A 26,039-nucleotide genomic window follows, 5' to 3' on the forward strand; every position below is an offset into this window, starting at 1 on the left:
TCTCACATCCCCCCGTGGAACGTGCGCGACAGCACGTCGAGCTGCTGCTCACGCGTCAGTCGCACGAAGTTCACGGCGTAGCCGGACACGCGGATCGTCAGCTGCGGATACGCCTCGGGGTTCTCCATGGCATCCAGCAGCGTCTCGCGGTTCAGCACGTTGACGTTCATGTGGTAGCCGTTGGAGCTGAAGTACGCGTCCAGAAGGCCCGCCAGGTTGTGCGAACGCTCGTCGGCGGTGCGGCCGAGGCCGGCAGGCACGATCGTGTTGGTCAACGAGATCCCGTCCTGGGCCTCCGTGTAGGGCACCTTGGCGACCGAGAGCGCCGAGGCCAGCATCCCGTGGGTGTCGCGTCCGTTCATCGGGTTGGCGCCCGGTGCGAACGGTTCGCCGGCGCGGCGTCCGTCGGGGGTGTTGCCCGTGGCCTTGCCGTAGACCACGTTCGAGGTGATCGTCAGCACGGACTGCGTCGGCAGCGCGTTGCGGTACATCGGGTGACGGCGAAGCTTCGCCATGAACCGTTCGACGAGCTCCACGGCGATCGCGTCCGCTCGGTCGTCGTCGTTGCCGTAGGCGGGGAAGACGCCCTCGGTGCGGTAGTCGACGACGATGCCGCGCTCGTCGCGGATCGGGGTGACGGTCGCGTACTTGATGGCGGAGAGGGAGTCGGCGGCGACCGAGAGCCCGGCGATGCCGAAGGCCATCGTGCGCAGCACGTCCTTGTCGTGCAGCGCCATCTCGAGACGCTCGTACGCGTACTTGTCGTGCGACCAGTGGATGCAGTTCAGAGCCTCCACGTAGGTCGCGGCGAGCCAGTCCATCATCCGGTCGAAGCGAGCGTCGACGTCGGCGTAGTCGAGGGGGCCGTCGCCGACGGGCGTCTCCTCGGGGGCGATCTGCTCGCCGGTGACCTCGTCGCGTCCGCCGTTGATGGCGTACAGCAGGGTCTTGGCGAGGTTCACGCGGGCGCCGAAGAACTGCATCTGCTTGCCGACGCGCATCGGCGACACGCAGCAGGCGATGGCCGCGTCGTCGCCCCACTGGGCGCGGATGAGGTCATCCGACTCGTACTGGACGGCCGACGTGTCGATCGACACCTGCGCGCAGAAGTTCTTGAACCCCTCGGGGAGCTGCTCGCTCCAGAACACGGTCATGTTCGGCTCGGGTGCGGGACCCAGGTTGTAGAGCGTCTGCAGGTAGCGGAACGAGGTGCGCGTCACCAGCGGACGGCCGTCCTCGCCGACGCCGCCGATCGTCTCGGTCACCCAGGTCGGGTCGCCGGAGAACAGCTGGTCGTATTCGGGGGTGCGAAGGAACCGCACGATGCGCAGCTTGATCACGAAGTCGTCGATGATCTCCTGCGCTTCGCTCTCGGTGAGCAATCCCCGCTCGAGGTCGCGCTGCACGAACACGTCGAGGAACGTCGAGGTGCGACCGAGCGACATCGCGGCACCGTTCTGCTCCTTCACCGAACCGAGGTAGGCGAAGTAGAGCCACTGGACGGCCTCGCGGGCGGTCGTGGCGGGACCGGAGATGTCGTAGCCGTAAGAGGCGGCCATCTGCTTCAGCTCGCCCAGGGCGCGGATCTGCTCGGCGTGCTCCTCGCGGGCGCGGACGACGTCCTCCGAGAACGGGGTCGTGTCGAGGCCCAGCTTGTCGAGTTTCTTCGCGGCGATGAGGGCGTCCACGCCGTAGAGCGCGACGCGGCGGTAGTCGCCGATGATGCGGCCGCGGCCGTAGGCGTCGGGCAGGCCGGTGATGATGTGCGACCGGCGGGCGGCGCGCACCGAGGGGGAGTACACGTCGAAGACGCCCTCGTTGTGCGTCTTGCGGTACTGCGTGTAGATCGCCTTCAGGGTCTCGTCGACCTCGTACCCGTAGGTCTTGAGGGCGCCCTCGACCATCCGCCATCCGCCGTTGGGCATGATCGCCCGCTTGAGCGGCGCGTCGGTCTGCAGGCCCACGATGAGCTCGTCGTCCTTGGCGATGTACCCGGGCTGGTGGGCCGTGATCGCGGCGGGCGTGTAGGGGTCGATGTCGTAGACGCCGCGCTCGCGCTCCTCGGGGAACATGGCGGCGAGCGTGTTCCACACCCGTGTCGTGCGCTCGGTGGGTCCCGCGAGGAACGAGCCGTCGCCGGTGTACGGGGTGTAGTTGCGCTGGATGAAGTCGCGCACGTCGACGCCGTCCTGCCACGGGCCGGCCGTGAAGCCGTCCCAGGCCTGGGGCTGGGCGTCCTGCGCGTCGCGGGATACTCCTGCGGGGGTGACGATGCTCATGATGTCGCTTCCTTGTCCTCGTGGGGCTGGTCGCGTCGGGTGGTGCTCGTCGTCGGGCGCCCGCCCGGCGGGCCTGTTGTCACGCTAGACCCGGGCTGGAGCGGCGTTCCGAGCGTGCACGCCGTGAATAATCACAGAGGTCAGACCACTTACTTCGTTGTGTGGGAACAACAAGGTGCTCGCGACGCCAGGGACCAAGGTCCCACGTGTGATCGAGGCCGCCGTCGGGAGGCGGACGCGGGTTCAGTCCTCGTACGGAACGGGCCAGCGCGGCTCGGGAACGGGCCATCCGGCGTCGCGCAGTGCGCGGCGTGCGAGTTCGCGAGCGGAGTACGGCGTGCGCTGCCCGCGGATATCGCGGTAATCCTGGTGGCCGGGTCCGGCCCAGAGGATCGCGTCGCCCTCGCCGACCAGGGCGACGGCCTCGACGATCGCGCGCTCGGGCGGCGAGAACTCGTGGATCTCCGCATCCGGACGGGCGCGTCGAGCCCCCTCGATCAGGGTCGCGCGGATTGACGTCGGTTCCTCGAAACGCGGATGGTGGTCGGTGATGACGAGGATGTCGCTGCCCTCGACGCCGGTGCGCCCCATGTCGTGACGCTTGGTCGTGTCGCGATCGCCGTCGGCGCCGAACAGCATGAGCACGCGGCCGGGGGTGACGCGGCGGACCGCGGCCAGGGTCTTCTCGAAGGCATCGGGCGAATGCCCGAAGTCCACGTACACGGCGGGTCCCGCGTCTCCCGAGACCCGCTCGGTGCGACCCGGCAGGTAGGCATCGATGCGCGAGCCGTCCAGCGTGTCCACGAGCCGCTGCCACGGATAGCCGCCCTCGTACATCATGACGATGGCGAGCGCCGCGTTGGCGGCCATGTGGCGACCGATCACCGGCACCACGGTCTCGAGGCGTTCGCCGTCGGGGCCGTGGAGCGCGAACCGGGTGCCTTCCTGGCGCTCGTCGATGATCTCGACCCGCCAATCGGCGGTGGCGGCGAGCGTGGCATCGGCGGCGATGTCGGGCGTCGCGATCGTGGTGAAGGGGATCTCGCACCGCGCCACGACGTCGGCGGCTGCGGCCGAGTCGAGCGAGATGACGGCGCGGCGGGCGCGGTCGGGGCGGAAGAGCGGGAGTTTCGCCTCGAGGTACTCCTGCATGTCCGCGTAGTCGTCGAGGTGGTCGTGGGTGAGGTTCGTGAAGGCGGCGACGTCGAAGACGATCCCGTCGACGCGGTGACGGCTCAGCGCCTGCGCGCTCACCTCGACCGCGACCGCCTCGACGCCCCGCTCGCGCATGAGCGCGAGGAGAGCGTGGAACTCGGATGCCTCGGGCGTGGTCAGGCGCGACACGATCACCTGGCCGGCGATGTGACGTTCGGCGGTCGAGGAGAGCCCGGTCACGACGCCGAGCTGCGAGAGCATGCCCTCGAGGAGGTGGGACACGCTCGTCTTGCCGTTCGTGCCCGTCGTGGCGAACAGCAGGGGGAGCTCGTCATCGATGCCCGTGCCGTAGACCCACGCGGAGAGCTCGCCCATCCGCGCCCGCGGGTTCTCGAGGACGAGCAGCGGGACAGGGGATGCGCCGATGAGCTCGGCGCCCGCCGCATCCGTGATGATCGCGACGGCGCCGCGCTCGATCGCCTGAGCGGCGAACTCCGCGCCGTGGCGATTCACGCCCCGGAGGGCCACGAATGCCTCGCCCGGGCGGAGGTCCGCCGTCGCGAGTGTGATGCCGTGCAGCTCGACCCCCCGGGCGTCGCCGCGCACCTCGGCCCCGAAGCGGATCGCGAGATCGCCCAGCGCCCGCGTCGGCGGGTTCTCTGGGCGCAGGACCGGGGGCAGATTCGCGGGCGATGACATGGCCCTCCATTCAATCAGACGCGATCCGTGCCCGTGGCTCGCCGTGGGGTGCACGGCTCGCTCAAAGCCGTCGCCGCTACGGTGGTGCGGTGACGATCCTCGCCTTCGTGATCGGTGTCGTGGTGCTCGTCGTCGGCCTCGCCGTCTCGATCGCCCTCCACGAAATCGGCCATCTCCTGCCCGCCAAGGCGTTCGGCGTGCGCGTCGGGCAGTACATGATCGGCTTCGGCCCGACGCTGTTCTCGCGGCGCCGCGGCGAGACGGAGTACGGCGTCAAGCTGCTGCCGCTGGGCGGCTACATCTCGATGGCGGGCATGTACCCGCCCGCGCCCACGGGGCAAGAGGATGTGGAGGACGCCGCGGCGACCCGAGGCCGCGCGGCTCGGCGGCGCGTGTCGTCCCGCTTCTTCCGCACGCTCGTTCAGGACGCACGCGAGGCCAACGCGGAGACGTTGATCGGCGCCGAGGAGCGCACCTTCTACCGGCTCCCCGTCTACAAGCGCGTCATCATCATGCTGGGCGGGCCCTTCATGAACCTGCTGCTGGCGATCGTGCTCTTCACGATCCTCTTCAGCGGGTTCGGGGTGCAGACCGCGACGACGACCGTGTCCTCGCTCAGCGAATGCGTGCCGGTCTCGTCGGCGTCCCAGGACTGCGCGTCCACCTCCGCGCCGGCCGAGCAGGCCGGCCTCGAGCCGGGTGACACCATCGTCTCGATCGACGGTGTTGCGGTCGCCGACTTCACCGAGGCGACCGCGCTCATCCAGGCGTCGCCGGGGCGGGCGATGAACTTCGTCATCGACCGGGACGGCACGCAGCGCACCGTGACGATCACGCCGGCGGCCGTGCCCAAGGCGGACGACCCGAGCATGGAAATCGGCTTTATCGGGGTGCGTCCCACCGGCGCGCTCGTCGCTCAGCCGTTGTGGGCAGGCCCGCAGGCCGCGATCGAGAACGTGGGCGCCGTCGCCGGCATCATCGTCAAGCTGCCGGTGATGGTGGCAGAGACGGCTTCGACCCTCGTCACGGGCGCCGAGCGCGATCCGAACGGTCCGCTGAGCGTCGTGGGCGCGGGCGTGATCGCGGGGGAGATGGCGTCGTCCTCCTCGCCGATCGTCAACCGCGTGGCCGGCATCGTCGGCCTCCTGGGCTCGCTGAACATCGCGCTGTTCGTCTTCAACCTCGTGCCGCTGCTGCCGCTCGACGGCGGGCACGTCGTCGTCGCCCTGTGGGACGGCATCAAGAGATGGTGGGCGCGCATCGCGCGCCGCCCGGCGCCCCGCCCCGTGGATGCGACAAAGCTGGTGCCGTTGACGTTCGTCGTCGTGGCGGCGCTCGCGGTCATGGGCGGCGTGCTGATCCTGGCAGACCTCATCAACCCGCTGTCGCTGATCTGAGCGGCGTCAGGCTGTCGGCATCCTCAGGGCGGCGGCGATGAGACGCTCGAGGGTCCGCATCCCGTCGCGGGACAGGATGGACTCCAGGTGGCCCTGCACCGAGGCGAAGCCGTCTCCGCGCAGCGCATAGACGTCGCCCGACACGGGATCGGCCGACACCTCGGCGCGGTCGATGACCGAGGTGCCCGGTGCGACGCGCGCGGTGAAGGTGTTGTAGAAGCCGATGGATGCGGGCTCACCGAAGACGTCCACCTCGAGCTGCAGACCCTGGTGCGGGCGCGCCAGCGGCGCGAGCGCGATGCCGAGCCGGTCCGCGAGGATCTGATGGCTCAGGCACACGGCCAGCAGCGGGCGGTGGGCGTCCAGGCGGGCGCCGACGATCTCGCGCATCCGACGGATGCGGGCGCTCTCATCGTCGCGGGGATCGCCGGGACCGGGGCCCGCGATCACGAGGTCGGCCGCGTCGAGCGTGCCCGCGTCCGCGACGCTCCAGTCGACGATCGTCGTTTCGAGGCCGAGGTGGCGCAGCTGGTGCGCGAGCATCGTCGTGAAGCGGTCCTCCGCATCCACGACGACGGCCGTGCGGCCCGCGAAGGGGCCGTCGGAGGAGCCGCTCTGCGGGTTCAGCCAGAACGCTGCGAGGCGCGAGTTGCGCGAGGCGAGGAGGGCGGCGATGCCGGGGTCCTCCGCCAGCGGTCGGGCCGCGGCGGGTGCGTCGGGGTCCGCGATGCGCGTACGGGGGACGGCGCCGATGGCACCCAGCACGCCCGCGGCCTTGCCGTGGGTCTCACCGACCTCGCCATCGGGGTCCGAGTGGCGCACGAGCGTGGCGCCGACCGGCACACGCAGGCGGCCGTCGACGAGGTAGGCGGTGCGGATGAGGATGGGCGCGTCGAGGTCGTGACCGGTGCCGGCCGCATCCGCCGTCGGCGTGAACAGCGCAGCGACCCCGGAGTAGTAGCCGCGCGGCTCGGTCTCGTGCCGTGCGATCACGGTGCACGCGTTCTGCATGGGCGAACCGGTCACCGTGGGCGCGAACATCGTCTCGCGCAGAATGGTGCGAGGATCCAGCCGCGACGAGCCGCGCAGCATGTACTCCGTGTGCGTGAGCCGCGACATCTCCTTGAGGTGCGGGCCGGTGATGCGTCCGCCGTCGGAGCAGACGGCGCTCATCATCTTGAGCTCCTCGTCCACGACCATGAAGAGCTCTTCGGTCTCCTTGGTCGACTCCAGGAACTCGGCCAGTGTCTCCACCGTCGCGCCGGTGTCGGGATGGCGGAACGTGCCGGAGATCGGGTTCATCGTGACGATGCCGCCCTGCGCGCTCACGTGGGCCTCGGGGCTCGCGCCGACGGCGACGTGCCCGTCGGTGACCACCGCGAAGGTCCAGTACGCGCCGCGCTCGTGCTCGAGCAGAGCGCGGAACCAGGTGAGCGCGGTCACGCGCGGATCGGCCGTCACCGACGCGGTGAAGTCGCGCCGGATGACGAAGTTGGCGCCCTCGCCCCGGCCGATCTCGTCGGCGATGACGGTGCGGACGATGTCGGCGTACGTCTCGTCCGACATGTCGAAGCCCGCATCCTCGAGCGGGATGGGGGTCGTGGGGAGCGCGGCGAGCACCTCCTCGCGCGGGAGCGAGCGATGCTCGGTGACGACGAGGCAGCGCAGCGGCGCACCGTCGTCGTGGCAGACGAAGCCGCGTTCGCGCACCTGCCGGTACGGCACGAGCGCCAGCACCTCGCGGGGCGTGCCGTCGGCGTCGTGCAGCGGGATGTCGGCGAGCAGCTCGACGTCCACGACGTCGCCGGTGAGCACCTCGACGGTCTGCGTGTCGCGCGCGATGAGCGCGAAGGGCGCAGCGGATGCGGTCAGGTCGCTGATCAGGGAGGCGGCGTTGTCCATCTTGGTCGTTCCTTCGTCCAGAAAGCGGCCGCCTCATGAAGAAGGACCGCCCAGGGGCGGTCCGTGTCACACACGCACACCGCCTACGCGGTGTGCCACCAGGTGCGGTTCGTGTGCATGGCGAGAAAGTACCACATCCATCCATGACCGCTCGGTGACGTCGGGCCGACGTGGGCGCAAGCCTCGGTCCCCACACAGGAGCGGGCGCGTAGGCTGATCGCGTGCCAGCCGTCAACCTCGGGATGCCGCGCGTCCCGGAAATCCTCGCCCCGCGCCGCAAGAGCCGCCAGATCCGCGTCGGCAAGGTGCTCGTCGGCGGGGATGCGCCTATCAGCGTGCAGTCGATGACGACGACCAAGACGACCGACATCAACGCGACGTTGCAGCAGATCGCGGAGCTGACCGCATCCGGCTGCGAGATCGTGCGCGTCGCGGTTCCCAGCCAGGACGACGCCGATGTGCTGCACATCATCGCGAAGAAGAGTCAGATCCCGGTCATCGCCGACATCCACTTCCAGCCGAAGTACGTCTTTCAGGCGATCGATGCCGGATGCGCCGCCGTCCGGGTGAACCCCGGCAACATCCGCCAGTTCGACGACAAGGTGGGCGAGATCGCGAAGGCCGCATCTGCGGCGGGCGTTTCGCTTCGCATCGGCGTGAACGCGGGCTCGCTCGATAAGCGTCTGCTGGAGAAGTACGGCAAGGCCACCCCGGAAGCTCTCATGGAGAGCGCCGTGTGGGAGGCGTCGCTGTTCGAGGAGCACGACTTCCACGACTTCAAGATCTCGGTCAAGCACAACGACCCGGTCGTGATGGTGAAGGCGTACCGCCTGCTCGCCGAGCGCGGCGACTGGCCCCTGCATCTGGGTGTCACCGAGGCGGGCCCTGCATTCCAGGGCACGATCAAGTCGGCGACCGCCTTCGGCATCCTGCTCTCCGAGGGCATCGGCGACACCATCCGCGTCTCGCTGTCCGCGCCTCCTGCGGAGGAGGTCAAGGTCGGCCACCAGATCCTGCAGTCGCTGAATCTTCGCGAGCGCAAGCTCGAGATCGTCTCGTGTCCCTCGTGCGGCCGTGCACAGGTCGATGTCTACACCCTCGCCGACGACGTCACCGAGGGGCTGAAGGACATGACGGTGCCGCTGCGCGTCGCGGTCATGGGCTGTGTCGTCAACGGACCCGGTGAGGCACGAGACGCCGACCTCGGTGTCGCCAGCGGCAACGGCAAGGGGCAGATCTTCGTGAAGGGCGAGGTCGTGAAGACGGTGCCCGAGAGCGAGATCGTCGCGACCTTGATTGCGGAGGCCAACCGCATCGCCGCCGAGATGGGCCCTGACGCTCCCCTCGGCACCGCCCAGGTCGTCACCGCCTGACCCCCCCCGCATCCGCTCGCCGGGGTCTGCGGTCGCCGCTCGGAGTGTTTTCGGTTGCCCGAGTTGCGTCGCATATGCGCAGATGCCACAGGTTTGCGCAGATGCGCCTGTCAATGACTGGCGCGGTTGCGCAACCGCGACGCAACTCGGGCGTGCGGGTGATCGTGGATCGCGGTGCCCGCCCCTGACGCAGAAGCACCCCGCATCCGAGCGACGGATGCGGGGTGCTTCGCTGTGGCGGATCAGCTCCAGAGCGAGTGGTAGGCGTTGATCGCCGGCTGACCGCCGAGGTGCGCGTAGAGCACCGTGGAGTCCTTGGGGATGTCGCCGGAGCCGACGAGGTCGATGAGCCCGGCGAGCGACTTGCCCTCGTACACGGGGTCGGTGATCATCGCCTCGAGCTGGGCGCCGAGTGCGATCGCCTCCATGGTCGAGTCGACCGGAATCCCGTACAGATCACCCGCCCACCCCTCGAGCACCTGGATCTCGTCGTCGCGCAGGTCGCGGCCCAGTTCGATGAGCTCGGCCGTGGCGCGGGCGATGCGGCCGACCTGGTCGCGGGTCTTGGCGAGCGTCGCGGATGCGTCGATGCCGAGCACCCGGCGCTTGACGCCGGTCAGGTCCTCCAGCGCGGCGAAGCCCGCGATCATGCCGGCGTGAGTCGAGCCGGTCACCGTGCAGACGACGATCGTGTCGAAGAACACGCCGAGCTGCTTCTCCTGCTCGGCCACCTCGAACGCCCAGTTGGCGAAGCCGAGGCCGCCCAGCGGGTGCTCCGATGCGCCCGCGGGGATCGGGTACGGCGTGCCGCCGGCGTCCTCCACCTCCGCGAGAGCCTGCCGCCACGAATCCCGGATGCCGATGTCGAAGCCGGCGTCGTCGAGCCGCGAGTCCGCTCCCATCATGCGTGAGAGCAGGATGTTGCCGACCTTGTCGTTGGTGGGGTCGTCCCACGGCACCCACTTCTCCTGCACGAGGCGCGCCTTCAGACCCAGATGTGCGGCGACGGCGGCGACCGCGCGGGTGTGGTTCGACTGGTAGCCGCCGATCGACACGAGGGTGTCCGCCCCCGAGGCGAGCACGTCGGGGACGATGTACTCGAGCTTGCGGACCTTGTTGCCGCCGAAGGCGAGTCCGCTGGAGACGTCTTCGCGCTTCGCCCACACCTGGGCGCCGCCGAGGTGCTGGGTGAGACGCTTCAGGTGCTGCAGCGGGCTGGGCCCGAAGGTGAGCGAGTGGCGGGGGAACTGGTCGAGCTTCATGCGGAGTACTCCTCGGCTGTCGGGGTGTCGGGGGTCTGCGGCTGCTCGACGGCGAGGCTCTGCCAGGTCTGTTCGGCGAGGGCTGCGGCGCCCGCGACATCGCCGGCCGCGCACAGTTCGATGAGTCGCGCGTGGCGTGCGGCCGAGGCGTGCCCTTCGGTCGAGCCGAAGCGCAGGCGCTCGGCGCGTTGGAGCACGGGTTCGTACTGCCCCAGAACGGTGCGTACCGCGGCGTTTCCGGATGCGGCGAGCGCGACGTCGTGGAACGCGTGGTCGGCGGCGAGGGCGGCCTCCACGTCGCCGGCCGCGTGCGCGGCGGTGAAGGCGGCGTTCGCCTCCCGCATCCGTTCGATGTCGTCCGCACTCAGGCGGGGGACCGCCGTCTCGACCGCCAGCCGGTGCATGGCCGCGACGACCGCCTGCGCGTCGCGGACGCTCTGCGGGTCGATCGGCGCGACGACGGTGGAACGGCCCGGAAGCGCCCGCACGAGCCCCGATCGACCGAGTTCTAGCAGGGCCTCTCGGACCGGCGTGCGGCTCACCCCGAGCCAGGCGGCGATCTCCGTGTCGCGCAGCTGCTCGTCGGGTGCGAGGGTGCCGTCGACGATCGCGTCGCGCAGGCGCACGTATACCTCGTCGCGCAGCAGGGACCGAGGCGGAAGCGTCTGCGAGGGAATCGGCATGCAATATATTGCGCATGCCGGCACCCTCCCGGTCAAATCGACGCACCGTCCTGCGACATCTGCACGACGCGTGGTGCAGACGTGAACAGGAGGGGGCCTCGAGACCTGCATGGGCAGCTTCGCCGTGCACATGTCACGGCGTTCGGATGAATCTGCTCGGTTCGGGAACCGAACGAGCGATGCCGGACACTTCAGAGTGTGAGAGATGCTGAAGCCGCGTTGTGGCAACGGGTGCGTGCCGGCGATGAGTCGGCGTTGGGGGATGTGTTCGATCTGCATCAGGGGCGGGTGTTCCGGCATGCGTTCCGGTTGCTGGGGGATCACGAGGATGCGAAGGATGCGGTGGCGGTCGCGTTCTTTGAGCTGTGGCGCAAGCATGGGTCGGTGCATGCGGTGGACGGTTCGGTGCTGCCGTGGTTGCTGGTCACGGTTGCTCATGCCGCGCGGAATCTGGATCGGGCGGCCCGGCGGTATCGGGCGCTGTTGGCGAAGACCCCGGCGGGGCGTCATGTCGACGCGCCGTCGGTGTCGGATGAGACCGGGGTGCTTGCCGCGCTGAAGAAGCTGCCCGAGCGGGAGCGAGCCGTCGTCGTACTGGCGGTGCTGGAGGGCTACTCGGAGCGGGAGGTCGCGGAGGCTCTGGGTATCGCGCCGGGGACTGTGAAGTCGAGGTTGGCGCGCGCGAAGGCAAGGCTCCGCGAGGAGATGGCCGAGGTGGAGGCATCATGGGCGTGAACGACGACCGGCTCTCGGCCGGCGAACAGAACGAGCTGCGTGCTCTGGTCACCGCGGGCGCGGGCAGGATGCGTGCCGCGCGGCGGCGTCGGATGCAAGCGGTCACGGGCGGTGCCGCGGTGGTCCTGGTCGCCGCCGTGGTGGGTGCGGTCGCGCTGACCGCGCTCGGCAGCCCGGACCGCATCGCCACCCCGATCGAGACCACCGCGACGCCTACCCCGACCCGCACCCCGGAGCCCACGACGACGCCCGACGAGCCGGCGACGGCGGTGATGGCGTTCGGCGGGTCCTGTGCGAATGTCGTCGATGCCGAGTGGTTGACGCAGCGGGTGGGGATCACGATGGCCGAGTACCCGCTGGCCTGGCCATACCCCGCCTACGAGCTCAACGGCGCTCTGAGCTGTTGGTGGCACGCACCCGAGTCGTACGCGAGTCCGCGGCTCGAGATCACGGTTCTCCCCGCGGTCGCGCGCGACGGCTCGCTCTTGGCGACGAGTGAGTTGTCCTGCCCGGAGGATGCCGGCACCTGCATCGCCGCCGTGGCTGCTAACGGATCGTGGATGTACATCCGTGCGTATGCGGACCAGCCGGCGGATTGGGCGCCCCAACTGGTGGACGACCTCGTCGCGCGAGCGGGTCAGTATCCAGCGCCGCAGCGAGCGGAGCGCCTCGTCGGATGGTGGTCCCTGCCGGACTGCGAGTGGATCGCCTCCGTCGCTACGCCGAACGATGCCAAGGAAGCGGAGTTCGGCGAGGACGATGCCGCGCTCGACGGTCGCTTCGCAGAAGCGGCGAAGGGGCTGGCCGGCTATGAAACCTCGTGTAACTGGCTCGTCCCGATCGCAGCGGAAGACGGCGGCGGTTACGGGTATGCCGGAGTAGCAGTCGTGCCCGGGGGCGCGCAGTTCTTCGACGCGATCGCCGCCAGTGAAGGAGCCGAGTCTGTCACAGTCGCTGGCGCGGACCGTGCCACAACGGCACGCGGGCTGGACCGTCTGGAAGCGTACGACCCACGGCTGGTGGTCGCGTCCGGCGAAAACCTCCTCATCCTCACGGGTGACAACGGGGTGCCCCCGGAGTCCCTGGCATACCTCGTGGAGCCGTACCTCACGGCCCTCAACGCCACGCTCGGCTGACCCCCCGGACATCCCGGGACACCCGGCCCGCCGTGAGCCGTCGCGCTCACGGCGGGCCGCCGCATCCGTAGACTGGGAATCGTGGTCACACGTCTGTCAACGTTCTTTCTCCGCACGCTCCGCGAAGACCCCTCCGACGCCGAGGTCGCCAGCCACAAGCTGCTGATCCGCGCCGGCTACATCCGACCGCAGGCGGCCGGTATCTTCGCGTGGCTCCCGCTCGGGCTGCGCGTGAAGGCGAAGATCGAGACGGTCGTGCGCGAGGAGATGGCGGCGGCCGGTGCGCAGGAGGTGCACTTCCCGGCGCTCATGCCCCGTGGCGCGTACGAGGCGACCGGTCGCTGGGACGAGTACGGCGACCTGCTCTTCCGCCTCCAGGATCGCAAGGGCGGTGACTACCTGCTCGCCCCGACGCACGAGGAAGCCTTCACTCTGCTCGTGAAGGACCTCTACTCGTCCTACAAGGACCTCCCGCTGACGATCTATCAGATCCAGGACAAGTATCGCGACGAGGCGCGTCCCCGCGCCGGTCTGCTGCGCGGTCGCGAGTTCACGATGAAGGACGCCTACTCCTTCGACGCGACGGATGCGGGGCTCGATGCCTCCTACCAGGCGCAGCGCGACGCCTACGAGCGCATCTTCCAGCGGCTCGGTCTCGAGTACGTCATCGTCCAGGCGGATGCGGGCGCGATGGGCGGATCGCGCTCCGAGGAGTTCCTGCACCCCACTCCCGTCGGTGAAGACACCTTCGTGCGCTCCGCCGGGGGGTACGCGGCCAACGTCGAGGCGTACACGACCGCGGCACCGGAGGCCGGTCCGATCGAGGGTCTGCCGGAGCCGGTCGTCTTCGACTCGCCGAACACCCCGACGATCGCGACGCTCGTCGACCACATGAACGCCCACCTCGAGGGCGAGTACACCGCCGCCGACACGCTCAAGAACGTCGTGTTGGCACTCACGCACCTCGACGGTTCGCGTGAGCTCGTCGTCATCGGACTGCCGGGCGACCGCGAGGTCGACGACAAGCGCGTCGAGGTCGCCTTCGCGCCGGCCGAGGTCGCACCCGCCACCGAGGCGGACTTCGCCGCCCACCCGCTGCTGGTCAAGGGCTACATCGGGCCCTGGTCGCCCGAAGGTGCCGTGCTGGGCGAAGAGTCGGCCACCGGCATCCGCTACCTTCTCGACCCCCGTGTCGTCGACGGCACGAGCTGGGTCACCGGTGCCAACATCGACCAGAAGCACGTGCACTCGCTCGTCGCCGGCCGTGACTTCTTCGCCGACGGCACCGTCGATGTCGCGAACGTGCGCGAGGGTGACCCTGCCCCCGACGGCTCCGGCCCTGTCACGCTCGCGCGCGGCATGGAGATCGGACACGTCTTCCAGCTGGGCCGGAAGTACGCCGAGGCGCTGGGGCTCAAGGTACTCGACGAGAACGGCAAGCTCGTCACCGTCACGATGGGCTCCTACGGCATCGGCGTGACCCGCATCCTCGCGATCATCGCCGAACTGAACAACGACGAGAAGGGTCTCATCTGGCCCGCGTCGGTCGCGCCGTTCGACGTGCACGTCGTGGCGGCAGGGCGGGATGCCGCGGCTTTCGAGCTGGCGGAGGAGATCAGTGCAGAGCTCGAGTCCCGAGGTATGGACGTGCTCTACGATGATCGGCCCAAGGTCTCGCCCGGAGTGAAGTTCGGCGACGCCGAGCTGGTCGGCATCCCGCGCGTCGTCGTCGTCGGCCGTGATGCGGCCGAGGGACTCGTCGAGGTGTGGGATCGTCGCACCGGCTCACGCGAGAAGCTCGCGCTCGAGGCGGCGTACCGGCTGCTGCAGGAGAGCTGAGCCTCAGCTCTCGGACGCGGGTTCGCCCCGCAGCCACGGGCGGCCGAGCGGCAGCAGGTGGCGGTGCATCGTGCGCCACAGGAACTTCTCGACGAGCATGTAGAGCGCCAGCGCGGATGCGGCCAGCAGCAGCACCGATCCGACGGATCCCAGCATCGGCGCGTCGGCGAAGGCTCCGGCGGACTGCAGGCCGAGTCCTCCGGCGACGCAGATCAGCGTCATGGGCAGGACCCCGTTGTGCAGCGCCCCGGGCACGGCGAACAGAAGCGCCAGCACGGCGAAGATCAGCGAGAAGAGTCCGCGCGCCTGCGCGGTGACCTCGAAGAAGCCGAGCTCCTCGCCCAGCAGGAATCCGGGGACGACGATCCAGTACCACCCGAACGCGTTGTAGACGATGAAATGGAAGTCGTCACCGATGAAGTAGGAGAGCATTCCAGCTGTCACCTGCACCACGCCGCCGAAGGCCGCCCCGATCCAGAACACCGGGTTCTCGTCCTGCAGTCCGAGGTGCGTGAGCTGCGCTGTCAGGGTCGCGATCACGAAGCCGAGCAGCCCGATGAGTCCGGGATCGGCCGGCTGGAACGGGTAGCCGCGGAGGGTGGGGGACGACGTCATCTCGCTCCTTGTTCGACGGGTATCGCAAGCCAGCTTGCCGTTTCCAGGTGGAGCTCGGCAACACGGCGACCGGGAGCTGCGCGCCTCAGAGGCGGGCGTATCGTGCCCGGAACAGGCAGAACAGTCCGTAGGCGATCAGTCCTCCACCCACCGCGATCGCGATGAGCGGGCCCGCGGGCAGTTCGAGGAGGGACCGCACCGCGCCGTCCAGACCACCCGCCTCCTGTGCATCGACACGGATCGCGGCGACGCCCAGGAGCACACCGACCGTCGCGAGCGAGACGCCCTTGGCCACGTAGCCGACGACGCCCAGCGTCTCGACCACAGCCCGCATCGCTCCGGCCGGCACCGAGAGCTTCTTGCGGAAGCCTCGCCGCACCCCGATCACGCCGAACGCGACGCCAGCCACGAGAACGCCGACTCCCACCGCGCCGAGGATGAACGGTCCGCCGGGGATCGACAGGACTCCGCTGCTTGTCTCCTTGACGCTCTCGTCCCCATCCGATCGGCCGCCGACGGACACGACGATCGCGATGACACCGAGGGCCGCGAACGCAGCGGCCTGGCCCGCCTCAGACAGTCTTTGGGTCCATGTGCCTTTCTCGCCCGCACCCTCGAGCGCGGCCACGGCGTGCCACAGCGCCAGCGCCAGGAGCGCGAGCGCCACCGCCCAGAGCGCGACGAGTCCGCCTGGGGAGGCCGCCAGAGCGCGGAACGCCCCGGACTGGTCGGCGTGGCCGTCCCCGCCGAAGGCGACGGCGAGCACGATGCCGCCCAGCATGACGTGGACGAGGCCGGTCGCCGCGTAGCCCGCCTTCGCGAGCGTGCGCAGACGCGGGTCGCTCTCGAGGCGCCGGGCGGTCTTCTTCGGGGTGCTCATCGACGCAGAATACGATCTCGCGCGTCGAGAGCCGAGGGGTTGCGGAGCATGCGGGTCCGCGGGTGCCGCGCGCCTACAATGTCCCGATGCCCGAACACGTTCCGCTGCGCCGCCGACTGCGGGTCAGTGCTCTGCCGGGTCTCTTGGATGCGGCGCCCGCGCGAGTCGTGCTGCTCATCGGCGTCGTCGTCGTGGTGCTCGGCCTGCTCATCGTCATCCGTCCGCTCGCCTCCCTCGTGCTGCTCGGACTCTACGTCGGGCTGAGCGTCATCGTCTCCGGGGTGCTCGAGCTGGTGTCTCGGCGCGCCGGGCCCACCTGGTGGACACGGTTGATCGCGCTGTTGTGGATCGCGGGCGGGATCGTCATCCTCGTCTGGCTCGGACGCAGCATCGAACTGCTGCCTCCCACTCTCGCGGTGCTGCTCGTCGTCGGCGGTCTCGCATCCGTCGGTGACGCGCTCGCGCGGGGCGTCGTCAGCGTTCGCGTGCTCTCGGCCGTCTGGGGTGGCGCTCAGGTCGCGTTCGGCGTCCTGTCGCTGACCTGGCCCGACGTCACGCTGCTCGTCGTCGCCGTCGTCTTCGGTGTGCGCACGATCGTCTTCGGTGTCGGGCTCATCGCCCGTGGCATCCGCACGCGGAATCCACGCGTGCCCGAAGCGGACCGGATACGGGCGGCTCCCTCACGGCGACGCCGGGTCCTGCGTGCGGTGGGCCGCTACGCGCTCTCGTTCGTGCTCGTGGTCAGCACGGTGGGTGGCTTCGGACTGAACGACTGGCTCCGCGAGGGCGCCCCCGTCGTCGACGCCTTCTACGACCCTCCCGCGCACGTGCCCGAGGGACACGGGCAGCTGATCCGTGTGGGCGAGTACGGCGGTCGTGAGCCCGACCGCGGCACGGTGCAGCGCATCCTCTACACGACGCGCTCGTCCACCGGTGCGTCCGCCGTCGGCAGCGGGATGGTCATCATCCCCGACGATCCGCCGCCCGGTCCCCGCCCGGTCCTGCTGTGGAACCACGGCACGACGGGCGTGGCGCGCGGCTGCGCACCGAGTCTCGCCGACGGCACGGCGACGAAGTGGGCGATCCCCGCGCTCGAGCGCATGCTCGCCCGCGGGTGGGTCGTGGTCGCGCCCGACTACAGCGGCCAGGGTGCGCCGGGTGAGTTCCCGTACCTGATCGGCACGGGCGAAGCACGTTCGGCGCTGGATGCGGTGCTGGCCGCCGGCGAGATCGAGGATCTCGTGCTGTCGCCGGAGACCGTCGTGTGGGGGCACTCGCAAGGAGGTCATGCCGCGCTGTGGACGACCATGCTCGCGCCGGAATACACACCGGGCATCGATGTGCTCGGGACGGCCGCGTTCGCTCCCGCCGCCGATCCCGTCGCTCTGGCGAGCGAGCTGACCGGGGGCGACGCGGGGGCGATGCTGACGGTGCTCGTCTCCTGGGTCATCGTGCCGTACGCAGACACGTACTCGGATGTCCGGCTCGAGGACTACGTGACGACGGGGGCGCGCTCTTTCATCCGAGAGATGACGCAGCGGTGCCTGAGCGAGCCGGGCGTGATGGTCTCGGCGCTGACCGCGCTGGGGCTGAGTGAAGACACCCCGTTCGACACCGCTGAGCTCACGCGCGGCGCCCTCGGACGCCGCCTGGCCCAGAACGTGCCGACGGGGCCATGGGACACGCCGATGTTCATCGCGTGGGGCACGAACGACGAGGTGCTGCCGACGAAGACGCAGCGCGACCTCGTGGACCGGCTGTGCGAGGCGGGGGAGCGCGTGCGCGCCGTGCCGGTGGCGGGGCGCGGGCACCAGGACATCCTCCAGCCGCGCTCCGGAATGCTGACCTCGCTGGTGCGCTGGACGAACTCGTTGCGCGCCGACGTGGTGCCCGAGAGCGTCTTCGACGACTGCGGCGGATGAGGCCGGATCGGGTAACGTAGGGGGGATGCGGCGGCGTCGCCCGCCGCGAAGAGCTGAATATAGGAGGTCACCGTGGATATCGATCTCGGACTGCTGCGTACCGTCGAACGCGAGAGGGAGATCCCCTTCGACGAACTCGTCGCCATCATCGAGCAGGCGATCCTGACCGCCTACGCGAAGCACACCTCGCCGAGCGGCGAGCTGCCCGAGGGCGCGCGCTCTCACCTCGACCGCAAGACGGGCCACGTCGGAGTGTTCATCCCCGTGCGCGACGAAGAGGGCGTCATCGTCGGAGAAGAGGAGAGCACGCCGGAGGACTTCGGCCGTATCGCCGCTTTCGCCGCCAAGCAGGTCATCAACCAGCGACTGCGCGACATCGCCGACGACGCCGTGCTGGGAGAGTTCCGCGGCAAAGAAGGCGACATCGTCGCCGGCGTCATCCAGCAGGGCCCCAACCCTCGCATGGTCCACGTCGACCTCGGCACCGTCGAGGCGATCCTGCCGCCCGAGGAGCAGGTGCCCGGCGAGGAGTACCGCCACGGTTCCCGCATCCGCGTCTACGTGACGAGCGTCTCGAAGGGGACGAAGGGGCCGGCGATCACGGTGTCGCGCACGCACCCCGGCCTGGTCCGCAAGCTCTTCGCGCTCGAGGTGCCCGAGATCGCCGCCGGTGTCGTCGAGATCGTCGCGCTCGCCCGCGAGGCCGGCCACCGCACCAAGATGGCCGTTCGCACCGACGACCCGTCGATCAACGCGAAGGGCGCCTGCATCGGCGAACTCGGACGCCGCGTGCGCGCCGTCACCGAGGAGCTGAACGGCGAGAAGATCGACATCGTCGACTACCACGCCGATCTCGCGACCTTCGTCGCCAACGCCCTCTCGCCCGCCAAGGTGACGTCCGCGTTCGTGCTGGATCAGACCACGAAGGCCGTCCGCGCGCTCGTCCCCGACTACCAGCTGTCGCTGGCGATCGGTAAGGAAGGGCAGAACGCCCGGCTCGCCGCCAAGCTCACCGGCGCGAAGATCGACATCCAGCCCGACAGCATCCTGGAGAGCTGACGCGTCCCTGACCCCCTCGGTCGACAGGTGTAAGATGGAACCCGTACGAACGTGCGTCGGATGTCGCACGCGTGCTTCCCGGAAAGACCTCCTGCGTGTGGTCTGCGTGGATTCCGCGCTCGTCATCGACGAGCGCGGGGCACTGCCGGGCAGAGGCGCGTGGGTCCACGAGACGCCCGAATGCATGGATGCCGCCCTGAGGCGCCGTGCGTTCGTGCGGGCATTGCGTGTGTCAGGCCCGCTTGACACGCAGACCATCGAGAAACGGCTGAACGGCTATGGACACAAAGTGAACGGCTCGAAATGAGACCCGTCCGCGACTAACGGTCTGCCCTGTCCTGGGTAGGCCCCCAAGACAGGAGAATTGTGGCAAAACCACGCGTGCACGAGATCGCTTCCGAGCTCGGCGTCGACAGCAAGGTCGCGCTTGCGAAGCTGAAGGAGCTCGGCGAGTTCGTCAAGAGCCCCTCATCCACCATCGAGCCCCCGGTGGCTCGTAAGCTCCGTGCTGCCCTCGAGGCAGACGGGGTCGCGGCGCCCGCCGCCGCACCCAAGCCCACGAGCGGTGCCCGTCCGGGCCCGGCTCGTCCTGCGGCACCGCGCCCGCAGGCTCCGACCCCCGCGGCTCCGGCTGCGCCGGTCGCCGAGACGCCGGCTCCGGCGCCCGCAGCGCCTGCTGCTCCCGCCGCATCTGCTCCGGCAGCCCCCGCCGCACCCGCTTCGGGCGCGACGCCCGATGCGGCGACCCCCGGCGCTCCCAAGCCCGGCGCGGCTCCCAAGCCCGGCGGTGCGACCCCGCCGCGTCCCGGCGGCGCGCCCCGTCCCGGCAACAACCCGTTCGCGAGTGCGCAGGGGATGGGTCAGCGCCCCGCAGGCCCCCGCCCGGGCAACAACCCGTTCGCGAGTGCGCAGGGGATGGGCCAGCGCCCCTCGCCCGGCAACATCCCGCGTCCGCAGGCTCCGCGTCCCGGTGCCCCGCGTCCCGGCGCTCCGCGTCCTGGTGGTGCGGGCCGTCCCGGTGGCGGCGGTCGTCCCGGCGCTCCGTTCCAGCAGCGTTCCGGCGGCCCCGGTCGTCCCGGCGGTGCCGGCGGCTTCCAGCGTCCCGGCGCTCCCGCGGCCGGCGGCTTCGCCGGTCGTCCCGGTGGCGGCGGTGGCCGTGGTCGCGGCCCCGGCGGCGGCACCGCGGGTGCCTTCGGCAAGGGCGGCGGCAAGTCGCGTCAGCGCAAGTCGCGTCGGGCGAAGCGGCAAGAGTTCGAGATGCGGTCGGCGCCGGTCGTCGGCGGCGTCAATGTCCAGAAGGGCAACGGCGAGATCATCCGCCTGCGTCGCGGTGCCTCCATCGCCGACTTCGCGGACAAGCTCGAGGCGCTGCGCGGGTACACCGTGCAGCCCGGCACGCTCGTGACCATCCTGTTCAACCTGGGTGAGATGGCAACGGCGACCGAGTCGCTCGACGAGGCCACCTTCGAGGTGCTCGGCGAGGAGCTCGGCTACAAGATCCAGATGGTCTCGCCCGAGGACGAGGACAAGGAGCTGCTCGAGGGCTTCGGTCTCGACCTCGAGGCCGAGTTGGAGGCGGAGAGCGAGGACGACCTCGAGATCCGTCCTCCGGTGGTGACCGTCATGGGTCACGTCGACCACGGTAAGACCCGACTGCTGGATGCGATCCGTCAGACGAACGTCGTGGCGGGCGAGGCCGGTGGCATCACCCAGCACATCGGTGCGTACCAGGTGTGGACCGAGCACGAGGGCATCGAGCGCGCGATCACCTTCATCGACACCCCGGGTCACGAGGCGTTCACCGCCATGCGTGCCCGCGGTGCGCAGGTGACCGACATCGCGATCCTCGTGGTCGCCGCCGACGACGGCATCATGCCGCAGACGGTGGAGGCCCTCAACCACGCGCAGGCCGCCCAGGTGCCGATCGTCGTGGCCGTCAACAAGGTTGACAAGCCCGACGCGAACCCGGCCAAGGTGCGTCAGCAGCTGACCGAGTATGGCCTCGTCGCTGAGGAGTACGGCGGCGACGTCATGTTCGTCGACGTCTCCGCACGTCAGGGGACCAACATCCAGGAGCTGCTGGACGCCGTCCTGCTGACCGCGGATGCCGGCCTCGACCTCACGGCGAACCCGAACAAGGCTGCGCGCGGTGTCGCGATCGAAGCGAAGCTCGACAAGGGCCGCGGATCCGTGGCCACCGTGCTCATCCAGTCCGGAACACTGCGCGTCGGTGACGCGATCGTGGCGGGAACGGCGTACGGCCGCGTGCGCGCCATGATCGACGAGAACGGGGACCCGGTGGAGGAGGCCCGGCCTTCTCGTCCGGTGCAGGTGCAGGGTCTGAACTCCGTCCCGCGGGCCGGCGACGTCTTCATCGTCACCGATGAAGATCGCCTGGCCCGTCAGATCGCGGAGAAGCGCGAGGCCGCCGAGCGCAACGCCCAGCTGGCCAAGGCCCGCAAGCGCATCTCGCTCGAGGACTTCACCCGCGCGCTCGAGGAGGGCAAGGTCGAGTCGCTCAACCTCATCATCAAGGGCGACGTGTCCGGTGCCGTCGAGGCGCTGGAGGAGTCGCTGCTCAAGATCGAGGTCGACGACTCCGTGCAGCTGCGCATCATCCACCGCGGTGTGGGTGCCATCACCGAGTCGGACATCAACCTGGCGACGATCGACAACGCGATCGTCATCGGCTTCAATGTCCGTCCCGACACGAAGGCCCGCGAGCGCGCCGCGCGCGAGGGCGTCGATGTCCGCTTCTACTCCGTCATCTACAACGCGATCGATGACGTCGAACAGTCCCTCAAGGGCCTGCTCAAGCCGGAGTACGAAGAGGTCCAGTCGGGTGTCGCCGAGATCCGCGAGGTGTTCCGCTCCTCGAAGTTCGGCAACATCGCCGGTGTCATCGTGCGCTCGGGAACCATCACCCGCAACGCGAAGGCCCGCGTCATCCGCGACGGCGTCGTCATCGCGGACGGTCTGGCGATCGAGTCGCTGCGCCGCTTCAAGGACGACGTCACCGAGGTGCGTACGGACTACGAAGCCGGTATCGGCCTCGGCAAGTACAACGACATCCAGGTCGGCGACGAGATCGAGACGACCGAGATGGTGGAGAAGCCGCGCGGCTGATCCTCTAGTTGCTACGGACTCGGATGTCCGTCCTCGGCAAGAGCGGGGCCCCTACCCGATTGCCTCGGACGGACATCCGAGTCCTCCGCAGTTTCGAGTCCGCCTTCAGCGGACTGAGATAGGGAGAAGAAGAACATGGCCAGTGAACGGCAGGCGAGGCTCGCCGACCGGATCCGCGTGCTCATCGCCGAGCGGCTCGAGAAGGGGCTGCGCGATCCGCGCCTCGGGTTCGTGACGATCACGGACGTGCGTGTGACGGGCGACCTGCAGCACGCGTCGGTGTTCTACACGGTGCTCGGCTCCGAGCAGGAGCGTCTCGACTCCGCGGCGGCGCTGACCGCTGCGACGGGCATGCTGCGCAGCGAAGTGGGCCGCAAGCTCGGCGTGCGGCTGACGCCCACGCTCGAATTCATCCCCGACGGCGTCCCCGAGAACGCCGGTCACATCGAAGACCTGCTGCGCGAGGCGCGCGAGCGGGACAGCGCTGTGGCGGGTCTGGCGGCGTCGGCTCAGTACGCCGGTGACGCCGATCCCTACGTCTCCCGTGAGGACGACGAGGACTGATTTCTCAACGGGACGCCGTCAACGCGCGTCCCCACGCGAAGGCCCGTTCGAGCTCTCCCTGCTCGAGCGGGCCTTCGCGTGAGGTCACCGCGAAGTCGGCGGTATCGGACACGACGAGCGCACGGCGCTTGGCCGCGCGCGCTATCGACCTCGCGGCCGAGCCCACGAGGAACGATCGGCCCTGACGGGTGTCGAAGGCCGCGACCCGAGCCGGCGGGCTCTCCACGACGACCGTGGCGAGCCACTCGCGGACTCCAGGCGCATGGGGGACGGCGGCACCGTGGGAGCGCGCTTCGGCACGGCTCGACGGTGTCGGCAGCGTGAACGCGTGGGTCGGGGCGCCGATGACGAACAGGCCGAGCGACGCGGCGAGTGAGGACGGTGCCTCCGCGACCGTGCACAGTGTGAGCCCGTCCGAACGCTCTCGAGCGCCACGGGCGATCTCCTCCGCCACCTGGCGGGTGTTGCCCCAGAGCGACTCGTAGACGATCAGCGTCTCCACGTCTCGCACCGTACGCCCGCCCGGGGCGAAGCATCCGCCCGCGGACCGGGATTAACAGGGTGCCTCTCAGCGCGGCAGCCGGAGTTCGCCGTCGACGGCTTCCGCGAGCCCGTCCGCAACGAGGGAATCGATGGCGCGATCGCGCTGCAGGGCATCGGGCCAGTGCGCGGCGACGTTCTCGATGGCGACCGAATGGCCGGATGCCTCGCGCAACTGCTTGAGCACGGCCCCTCGTGCCTGCCGGTCGCTGCCCTCGTACCGCGCCTGCCGACGGCGCGTGTCGCCGGTGTCCGGGTAGCCCGCGCGTCGCCACGCGCAGATCTCGCGCAGCGGGCACTCGGTGCAATGCGGGCTTCGTGCCGTGCACACCAGTGCGCCGAGTTCCATGGCGGCGGCATTGACGGTGGCGGCGGTGGCCGCATCCGCCGGGAGGAGCGCGTCCATCGCCGCGAGGTCGCGTCGAGACGGCGGGCCCGGCTGGGCCTGGCCGTCGATGGCACGAGCGAGGACGCGGCGGGTGTTGGTGTCGACGACGGGGTGGCGATCGCCGTATGCGAAGACGGCGACCGCGCGCGCCGTGTAGTCGCCGATCCCGGTGAGATCGAGCAGCTGATCGACCTCCCGCGGCACGACGCCGTCATGCCGATCCCGGATCTCCACCGCCGCACGGTGCAGCCACAGCGCGCGACGGGGATAGCCCAGATTCGCCCACTGCCGGACCGCGTCGGCCGGCGACGCCTTCGCGAGCGCCGCGGGCGTCGGCCACAGGGCGAGCCAGGCATCCAGGTGGGGAATCACACGGTTCACCGGGGTCTGCTGGAGCATGAACTCGCTGACCAGGACTCCCCAGGCCCCGAATCCGGGTGCGCGCCAGGGAAGATCGCGCGCATTGTCGCGATACCAGGCGACGAGCGCGGGGGCGAGATCCGGCATCCCTCCAGCCTAGGCTGGAGACATGCGCCCACCGATCTCGCAAGAACAGGAAACGCTGCTCGGTGAGCTGCGTGCGGAGCTGCGCCAGCACCATCGTCGGGGTCGGCTGCTGGTCGCCGTGGATGGCAGGGACGGTGCGGGCAAGACTCTGTTCGCCGACGCGCTCGCGGATGTCCTGCGCGAAGACGGCTCGAACGTGTTCCGCGCATCCGCGGACGACTTCCACCGTCCGCGCGCCGAGCGCTACGCGCGGGGTCGCACGTCCGCTGAGGGTCACTACCGCGACTCTTACGACAACGACGCGCTGCTCGATCGGATGCTGCGACCGTTCCGGGCGGGCGCGCGCTTCGTGACGGCGACGCTCGACCTCGACGAAGATCGTCGGATGGACGTCGAGGCCGAACCAGCGCCCGCCGACGCGGTTCTCGTGGTCGACGGGCTCTTCCTCCTCCGCCCGGAGCTCCGCGACGTCTGGAACTGGTCGGTGTGGCTCGACGTGCCCCTTGACGTGGCGTTCCAGCGCATGGCGGAGCGCGACGGCACCGACCCTGACCCTCTTGCAGCATCCAACGCCCGCTACCGCGAAGGCTTCGAGCTCTATCTGCAGGACGGCGACCCGCGCGGCCGCGCGAGCGTGATCGTCGACAACACCGATCCTTCGCATCCGGTTCGCGTCTTCCGGGACTTCTGCTGATGGCCGGCGACGCAGCGCCGACCGGCGTGCTCCTGGTCGACAAGCCCGGTGGACTCACGAGCCATGACGTCGTCTCCCGTACCCGTCGCGCGCTGAACACGCGCAAGGTCGGCCATGCGGGCACGCTCGATCCGATGGCCACCGGGCTCCTCGTCTTGGGTGTCGGCGCCGCGACGCGGCTGCTGACCTATGTGGTCGGGCTGGACAAGACCTACGAGACCACCATCCTGCTCGGAGCGAGCACAGACACCGACGACGCCGACGGGACGGTCGTCCACCGTACGGATGCAGCGAGACTCGCCGCCGTGACGGACGAGGAGATCCGAGCGGGCGTCTCCGCTCTCACCGGCGACATCGAGCAGGTGCCGAGCACGGTCTCGGCCATCAAGGTCGCGGGCAAACGTGCGTACGACCTGGCGCGGGCGGGCGAGGACGTCGTGCTGGCCTCGCGCGCCGTGACCGTCTCGCGCTTCGAGGTGCTCGACATCCGGCGCCGTGAGGGCGCGATCGAGCTGGATGCGGTGATCGACTGCTCCAGCGGCACCTACATCCGCGCCCTGGCGCGGGATCTCGGAGCAGCCCTCGCCGTCGGCGGACACCTCACCGCACTGCGCCGGACCCGCATCGGCGCGTTCGATATCGCAAGCGCCGTCGACCTCGAGCACATCGGCCACCAGGCTCTGTGGGGGCCCGCAGCCGCCGCAGCCCTCGCGCTGCCCACGCTGACCGTCCGCGACGACGAGGCGCGTGATCTGCGCCACGGCAAGCGCCTCAGCGGCGCCGCCTCGAGAGTCGCCGCCACTCCGGTGGCGGCGATCGGCTCGGACGGTGCCCTGATCGGCGTGCTGGAGCGTCGAGGCGCCGACCTCAAGAGCGCGATGAACATGCCAGAGGAGCACTCGTGATCCTCTGGTTCGCGATCGTGCAGGTCGTCGTCGCCGCGATCGCCGCGCTCGTGTGCGTCATCCTGGGACTGGCCGGTCGGCGCCCGAGCGATGTCAGTGTCGGCGCGCTCGCTCTCGTGGAGCTCCTGCTGATCGCGCAGATCGTCGTGTCGATCGTGGCGCCGTTCGCGGGCAACCCCATCTCCGGCAGCACGCTCGAGTTCTGGGTCTATCTCGTTTCCGCAGCGCTGCTTCCACCCGCGGGTGTCTTCTGGGCGCTGCTCGAGCGCAGCCGCTGGAGCACGGTGGTGATGGGCGTGGCCGCGGGGTCGGTGGCGGTCATGGTCTGGCGGATGCAGGTGATCTGGAGTGGGATCGGCGCCTGAGCCGGGCGCCCGGC

At 69.8% G+C, this 26,039-nt stretch carries 22 protein-coding genes; 13 read left to right on the top strand and 9 right to left on the bottom strand.

All coding sequences use genetic code 11. From position 1 onward, the window contains the following. Window positions 1–2: 2 nt before the first annotated feature. Together pflB and KYX17_RS11620 are read right to left on the bottom strand one after the other, a co-directional pair. Window positions 3–2,279: a formate C-acetyltransferase gene (gene pflB, locus KYX17_RS11615; protein ID WP_243227131.1), complete on the bottom strand. Its 2,277-nt coding sequence runs from the start codon at window positions 2,277–2,279 to the stop codon at window positions 3–5. A gap of 243 nt (window positions 2,280–2,522) precedes the next feature. Beyond that, window positions 2,523–4,133 carry a Mur ligase family protein gene (locus tag KYX17_RS11620; protein ID WP_243227132.1) on the bottom strand — a complete coding sequence of 537 codons (1,611 nt, stop codon included), beginning with the start codon at window positions 4,131–4,133 and terminating at the stop codon, window positions 2,523–2,525. 89 nt (window positions 4,134–4,222) lie between these two features. On the opposite strand from KYX17_RS11620, the gene KYX17_RS11625 reads away from it, so the two are divergent. Continuing rightward, window positions 4,223–5,530 (top strand): RIP metalloprotease, encoded by a 1,308-nt coding sequence (locus KYX17_RS11625; RefSeq protein WP_243227133.1) that lies wholly within the window; start codon window positions 4,223–4,225, stop codon window positions 5,528–5,530. A gap of 6 nt (window positions 5,531–5,536) precedes the next feature. Here the strand turns inward: KYX17_RS11625 and KYX17_RS11630 are convergent, their stop codons facing one another. After that, a complete protein-coding gene (locus KYX17_RS11630; RefSeq protein ID WP_243227134.1) occupies window positions 5,537–7,432 on the bottom strand; it encodes a chorismate-binding protein in 1,896 nt (631 codons plus the stop codon). A gap of 242 nt (window positions 7,433–7,674) precedes the next feature. Between KYX17_RS11630 and ispG the strand changes: the two genes are divergently transcribed. Further along, a complete protein-coding gene (gene ispG, locus KYX17_RS11635; protein WP_234075467.1) occupies window positions 7,675–8,805 on the top strand; it encodes a flavodoxin-dependent (E)-4-hydroxy-3-methylbut-2-enyl-diphosphate synthase in 1,131 nt (376 codons plus the stop codon). Window positions 8,806–9,047: 242 nt separating this feature from the next. Here the strand turns inward: ispG and KYX17_RS11640 are convergent, their stop codons facing one another. Together KYX17_RS11640 and KYX17_RS11645 are read right to left on the bottom strand one after the other, a co-directional pair. Then, window positions 9,048–10,067, bottom strand: coding sequence for a 1-aminocyclopropane-1-carboxylate deaminase (locus KYX17_RS11640; RefSeq protein ID WP_243227135.1), 1,020 nt, complete (start codon window positions 10,065–10,067; stop codon window positions 9,048–9,050). Next, window positions 10,064–10,750, bottom strand: a complete 687-nt coding sequence (locus tag KYX17_RS11645) for a GntR family transcriptional regulator (protein ID WP_243227136.1) — start codon at window positions 10,748–10,750, stop codon at window positions 10,064–10,066. Before KYX17_RS11645 ends, KYX17_RS11640 begins: the two co-directional genes overlap by 4 nt. Window positions 10,751–10,948: 198 nt before the next feature. Between KYX17_RS11645 and KYX17_RS11650 the strand changes: the two genes are divergently transcribed. The 3 genes from KYX17_RS11650 to KYX17_RS11660 all read left to right on the top strand — a co-directional run bounded on the left by KYX17_RS11650 (window position 10,949) and on the right by KYX17_RS11660 (window position 14,460). Beyond that, the gene (locus KYX17_RS11650; protein ID WP_243227137.1) at window positions 10,949–11,485 is read left to right on the top strand and encodes an RNA polymerase sigma factor; all 537 of its coding nucleotides are present in this window, start codon (window positions 10,949–10,951) and stop codon (window positions 11,483–11,485) included. After that, window positions 11,476–12,621 carry a hypothetical protein gene (locus KYX17_RS11655; RefSeq protein ID WP_243227138.1) on the top strand — a complete coding sequence of 382 codons (1,146 nt, stop codon included), beginning with the start codon at window positions 11,476–11,478 and terminating at the stop codon, window positions 12,619–12,621. The genes KYX17_RS11650 and KYX17_RS11655 overlap by 10 nt, the downstream gene beginning before the upstream one ends. Before the next feature lie 81 nt (window positions 12,622–12,702). After that, window positions 12,703–14,460, top strand: a complete 1,758-nt coding sequence (locus KYX17_RS11660) for a proline--tRNA ligase (protein WP_243227139.1) — start codon at window positions 12,703–12,705, stop codon at window positions 14,458–14,460. A 3-nt stretch (window positions 14,461–14,463) separates the two neighbouring features. Here the strand turns inward: KYX17_RS11660 and KYX17_RS11665 are convergent, their stop codons facing one another. Both KYX17_RS11665 and KYX17_RS11670 read right to left on the bottom strand, forming a co-directional pair. Further along, the gene (locus tag KYX17_RS11665) at window positions 14,464–15,075 is read right to left on the bottom strand and encodes an acetate uptake transporter family protein (RefSeq protein WP_243227140.1); all 612 of its coding nucleotides are present in this window, start codon (window positions 15,073–15,075) and stop codon (window positions 14,464–14,466) included. A gap of 85 nt (window positions 15,076–15,160) precedes the next feature. Beyond that, on the bottom strand, window positions 15,161–15,955 hold the full coding sequence (locus tag KYX17_RS11670) for a DUF1206 domain-containing protein (protein WP_243227141.1): 795 nt from the start codon (window positions 15,953–15,955) through the stop codon (window positions 15,161–15,163). 86 nt (window positions 15,956–16,041) lie between these two features. Here KYX17_RS11670 and KYX17_RS11675 point away from each other — a divergent pair, with 86 nt between their 5' ends. The 5 genes from KYX17_RS11675 (at window position 16,042) to rbfA (ending at window position 22,626) form a co-directional block, all read left to right on the top strand. Beyond that, a complete protein-coding gene (locus tag KYX17_RS11675) occupies window positions 16,042–17,877 on the top strand; it encodes a lipase family protein (RefSeq protein WP_243227142.1) in 1,836 nt (611 codons plus the stop codon). Between the two features lie 72 nt (window positions 17,878–17,949). After that, entirely contained in the window at window positions 17,950–18,936 is a 987-nt protein-coding gene (nusA, locus tag KYX17_RS11680; RefSeq protein ID WP_243227143.1) for a transcription termination factor NusA, read from the top strand. 34 nt (window positions 18,937–18,970) lie between these two features. Continuing rightward, on the top strand, window positions 18,971–19,243 hold the full coding sequence (locus tag KYX17_RS11685; RefSeq protein ID WP_243227144.1) for a YlxR family protein: 273 nt from the start codon (window positions 18,971–18,973) through the stop codon (window positions 19,241–19,243). Between the two features lie 59 nt (window positions 19,244–19,302). Continuing rightward, the gene (gene infB / locus KYX17_RS11690; protein ID WP_243227145.1) at window positions 19,303–22,062 is read left to right on the top strand and encodes a translation initiation factor IF-2; all 2,760 of its coding nucleotides are present in this window, start codon (window positions 19,303–19,305) and stop codon (window positions 22,060–22,062) included. A gap of 135 nt (window positions 22,063–22,197) precedes the next feature. Beyond that, window positions 22,198–22,626 carry a 30S ribosome-binding factor RbfA gene (gene rbfA / locus KYX17_RS11695; protein ID WP_243227146.1) on the top strand — a complete coding sequence of 143 codons (429 nt, stop codon included), beginning with the start codon at window positions 22,198–22,200 and terminating at the stop codon, window positions 22,624–22,626. Between the two features lie 4 nt (window positions 22,627–22,630). Here the strand turns inward: rbfA and KYX17_RS11700 are convergent, their stop codons facing one another. After that, window positions 22,631–23,128, bottom strand: coding sequence for a flavodoxin/nitric oxide synthase (locus KYX17_RS11700; protein WP_243227147.1), 498 nt, complete (start codon window positions 23,126–23,128; stop codon window positions 22,631–22,633). Between the two features lie 66 nt (window positions 23,129–23,194). After that, window positions 23,195–24,061, bottom strand: coding sequence for an A/G-specific adenine glycosylase (locus KYX17_RS11705; protein ID WP_243227148.1), 867 nt, complete (start codon window positions 24,059–24,061; stop codon window positions 23,195–23,197). Between the two features lie 22 nt (window positions 24,062–24,083). Between KYX17_RS11705 and KYX17_RS11710 the strand changes: the two genes are divergently transcribed. Genes KYX17_RS11710 through KYX17_RS11720 form a run of 3 tightly spaced genes read left to right on the top strand, consistent with a single transcriptional unit; the run spans window position 24,084 to window position 26,025 of the window. Continuing rightward, the gene (locus tag KYX17_RS11710) at window positions 24,084–24,755 is read left to right on the top strand and encodes a uridine kinase (RefSeq protein ID WP_243227149.1); all 672 of its coding nucleotides are present in this window, start codon (window positions 24,084–24,086) and stop codon (window positions 24,753–24,755) included. After that, entirely contained in the window at window positions 24,755–25,660 is a 906-nt protein-coding gene (gene truB, locus KYX17_RS11715; protein ID WP_243227150.1) for a tRNA pseudouridine(55) synthase TruB, read from the top strand. Before KYX17_RS11710 ends, truB begins: the two co-directional genes overlap by 1 nt. Continuing rightward, window positions 25,657–26,025, top strand: coding sequence for a hypothetical protein (locus tag KYX17_RS11720; protein ID WP_243227151.1), 369 nt, complete (start codon window positions 25,657–25,659; stop codon window positions 26,023–26,025). The genes truB and KYX17_RS11720 overlap by 4 nt, the downstream gene beginning before the upstream one ends. Window positions 26,026–26,039 lie beyond the last annotated feature (14 nt).

Source organism: Microbacterium sp. CIAB417 (assembly GCF_022788845.1).

What these genes read in the sequence shown, in the direction of transcription:
- KYX17_RS11705 (WP_243227148.1), bottom strand. Translation starts at nt 24,061, where the DNA reads ATGCCGGATCTCGCCCCCGCGCTCGTCGCCTGGTATCGCGACAATGCG.
- KYX17_RS11685 (WP_243227144.1), top strand. Translation starts at nt 18,971, where the DNA reads ATGGAACCCGTACGAACGTGCGTCGGATGTCGCACGCGTGCTTCCCGG.
- KYX17_RS11670 (WP_243227141.1), bottom strand. Translation starts at nt 15,955, where the DNA reads ATGAGCACCCCGAAGAAGACCGCCCGGCGCCTCGAGAGCGACCCGCGT.
- rbfA (WP_243227146.1), top strand. Translation starts at nt 22,198, where the DNA reads ATGGCCAGTGAACGGCAGGCGAGGCTCGCCGACCGGATCCGCGTGCTC.
- KYX17_RS11665 (WP_243227140.1), bottom strand. Translation starts at nt 15,075, where the DNA reads ATGACGTCGTCCCCCACCCTCCGCGGCTACCCGTTCCAGCCGGCCGAT.
- KYX17_RS11620 (WP_243227132.1), bottom strand. Translation starts at nt 4,133, where the DNA reads ATGTCATCGCCCGCGAATCTGCCCCCGGTCCTGCGCCCAGAGAACCCG.
- KYX17_RS11640 (WP_243227135.1), bottom strand. Translation starts at nt 10,067, where the DNA reads ATGAAGCTCGACCAGTTCCCCCGCCACTCGCTCACCTTCGGGCCCAGC.
- KYX17_RS11655 (WP_243227138.1), top strand. Translation starts at nt 11,476, where the DNA reads ATGGGCGTGAACGACGACCGGCTCTCGGCCGGCGAACAGAACGAGCTG.
- pflB (WP_243227131.1), bottom strand. Translation starts at nt 2,279, where the DNA reads ATGAGCATCGTCACCCCCGCAGGAGTATCCCGCGACGCGCAGGACGCC.
- ispG (WP_234075467.1), top strand. Translation starts at nt 7,675, where the DNA reads ATGCCGCGCGTCCCGGAAATCCTCGCCCCGCGCCGCAAGAGCCGCCAG.
- KYX17_RS11675 (WP_243227142.1), top strand. Translation starts at nt 16,042, where the DNA reads ATGCCCGAACACGTTCCGCTGCGCCGCCGACTGCGGGTCAGTGCTCTG.
- KYX17_RS11645 (WP_243227136.1), bottom strand. Translation starts at nt 10,750, where the DNA reads ATGCCGATTCCCTCGCAGACGCTTCCGCCTCGGTCCCTGCTGCGCGAC.
- truB (WP_243227150.1), top strand. Translation starts at nt 24,755, where the DNA reads ATGGCCGGCGACGCAGCGCCGACCGGCGTGCTCCTGGTCGACAAGCCC.
- KYX17_RS11710 (WP_243227149.1), top strand. Translation starts at nt 24,084, where the DNA reads ATGCGCCCACCGATCTCGCAAGAACAGGAAACGCTGCTCGGTGAGCTG.
- KYX17_RS11630 (WP_243227134.1), bottom strand. Translation starts at nt 7,432, where the DNA reads ATGGACAACGCCGCCTCCCTGATCAGCGACCTGACCGCATCCGCTGCG.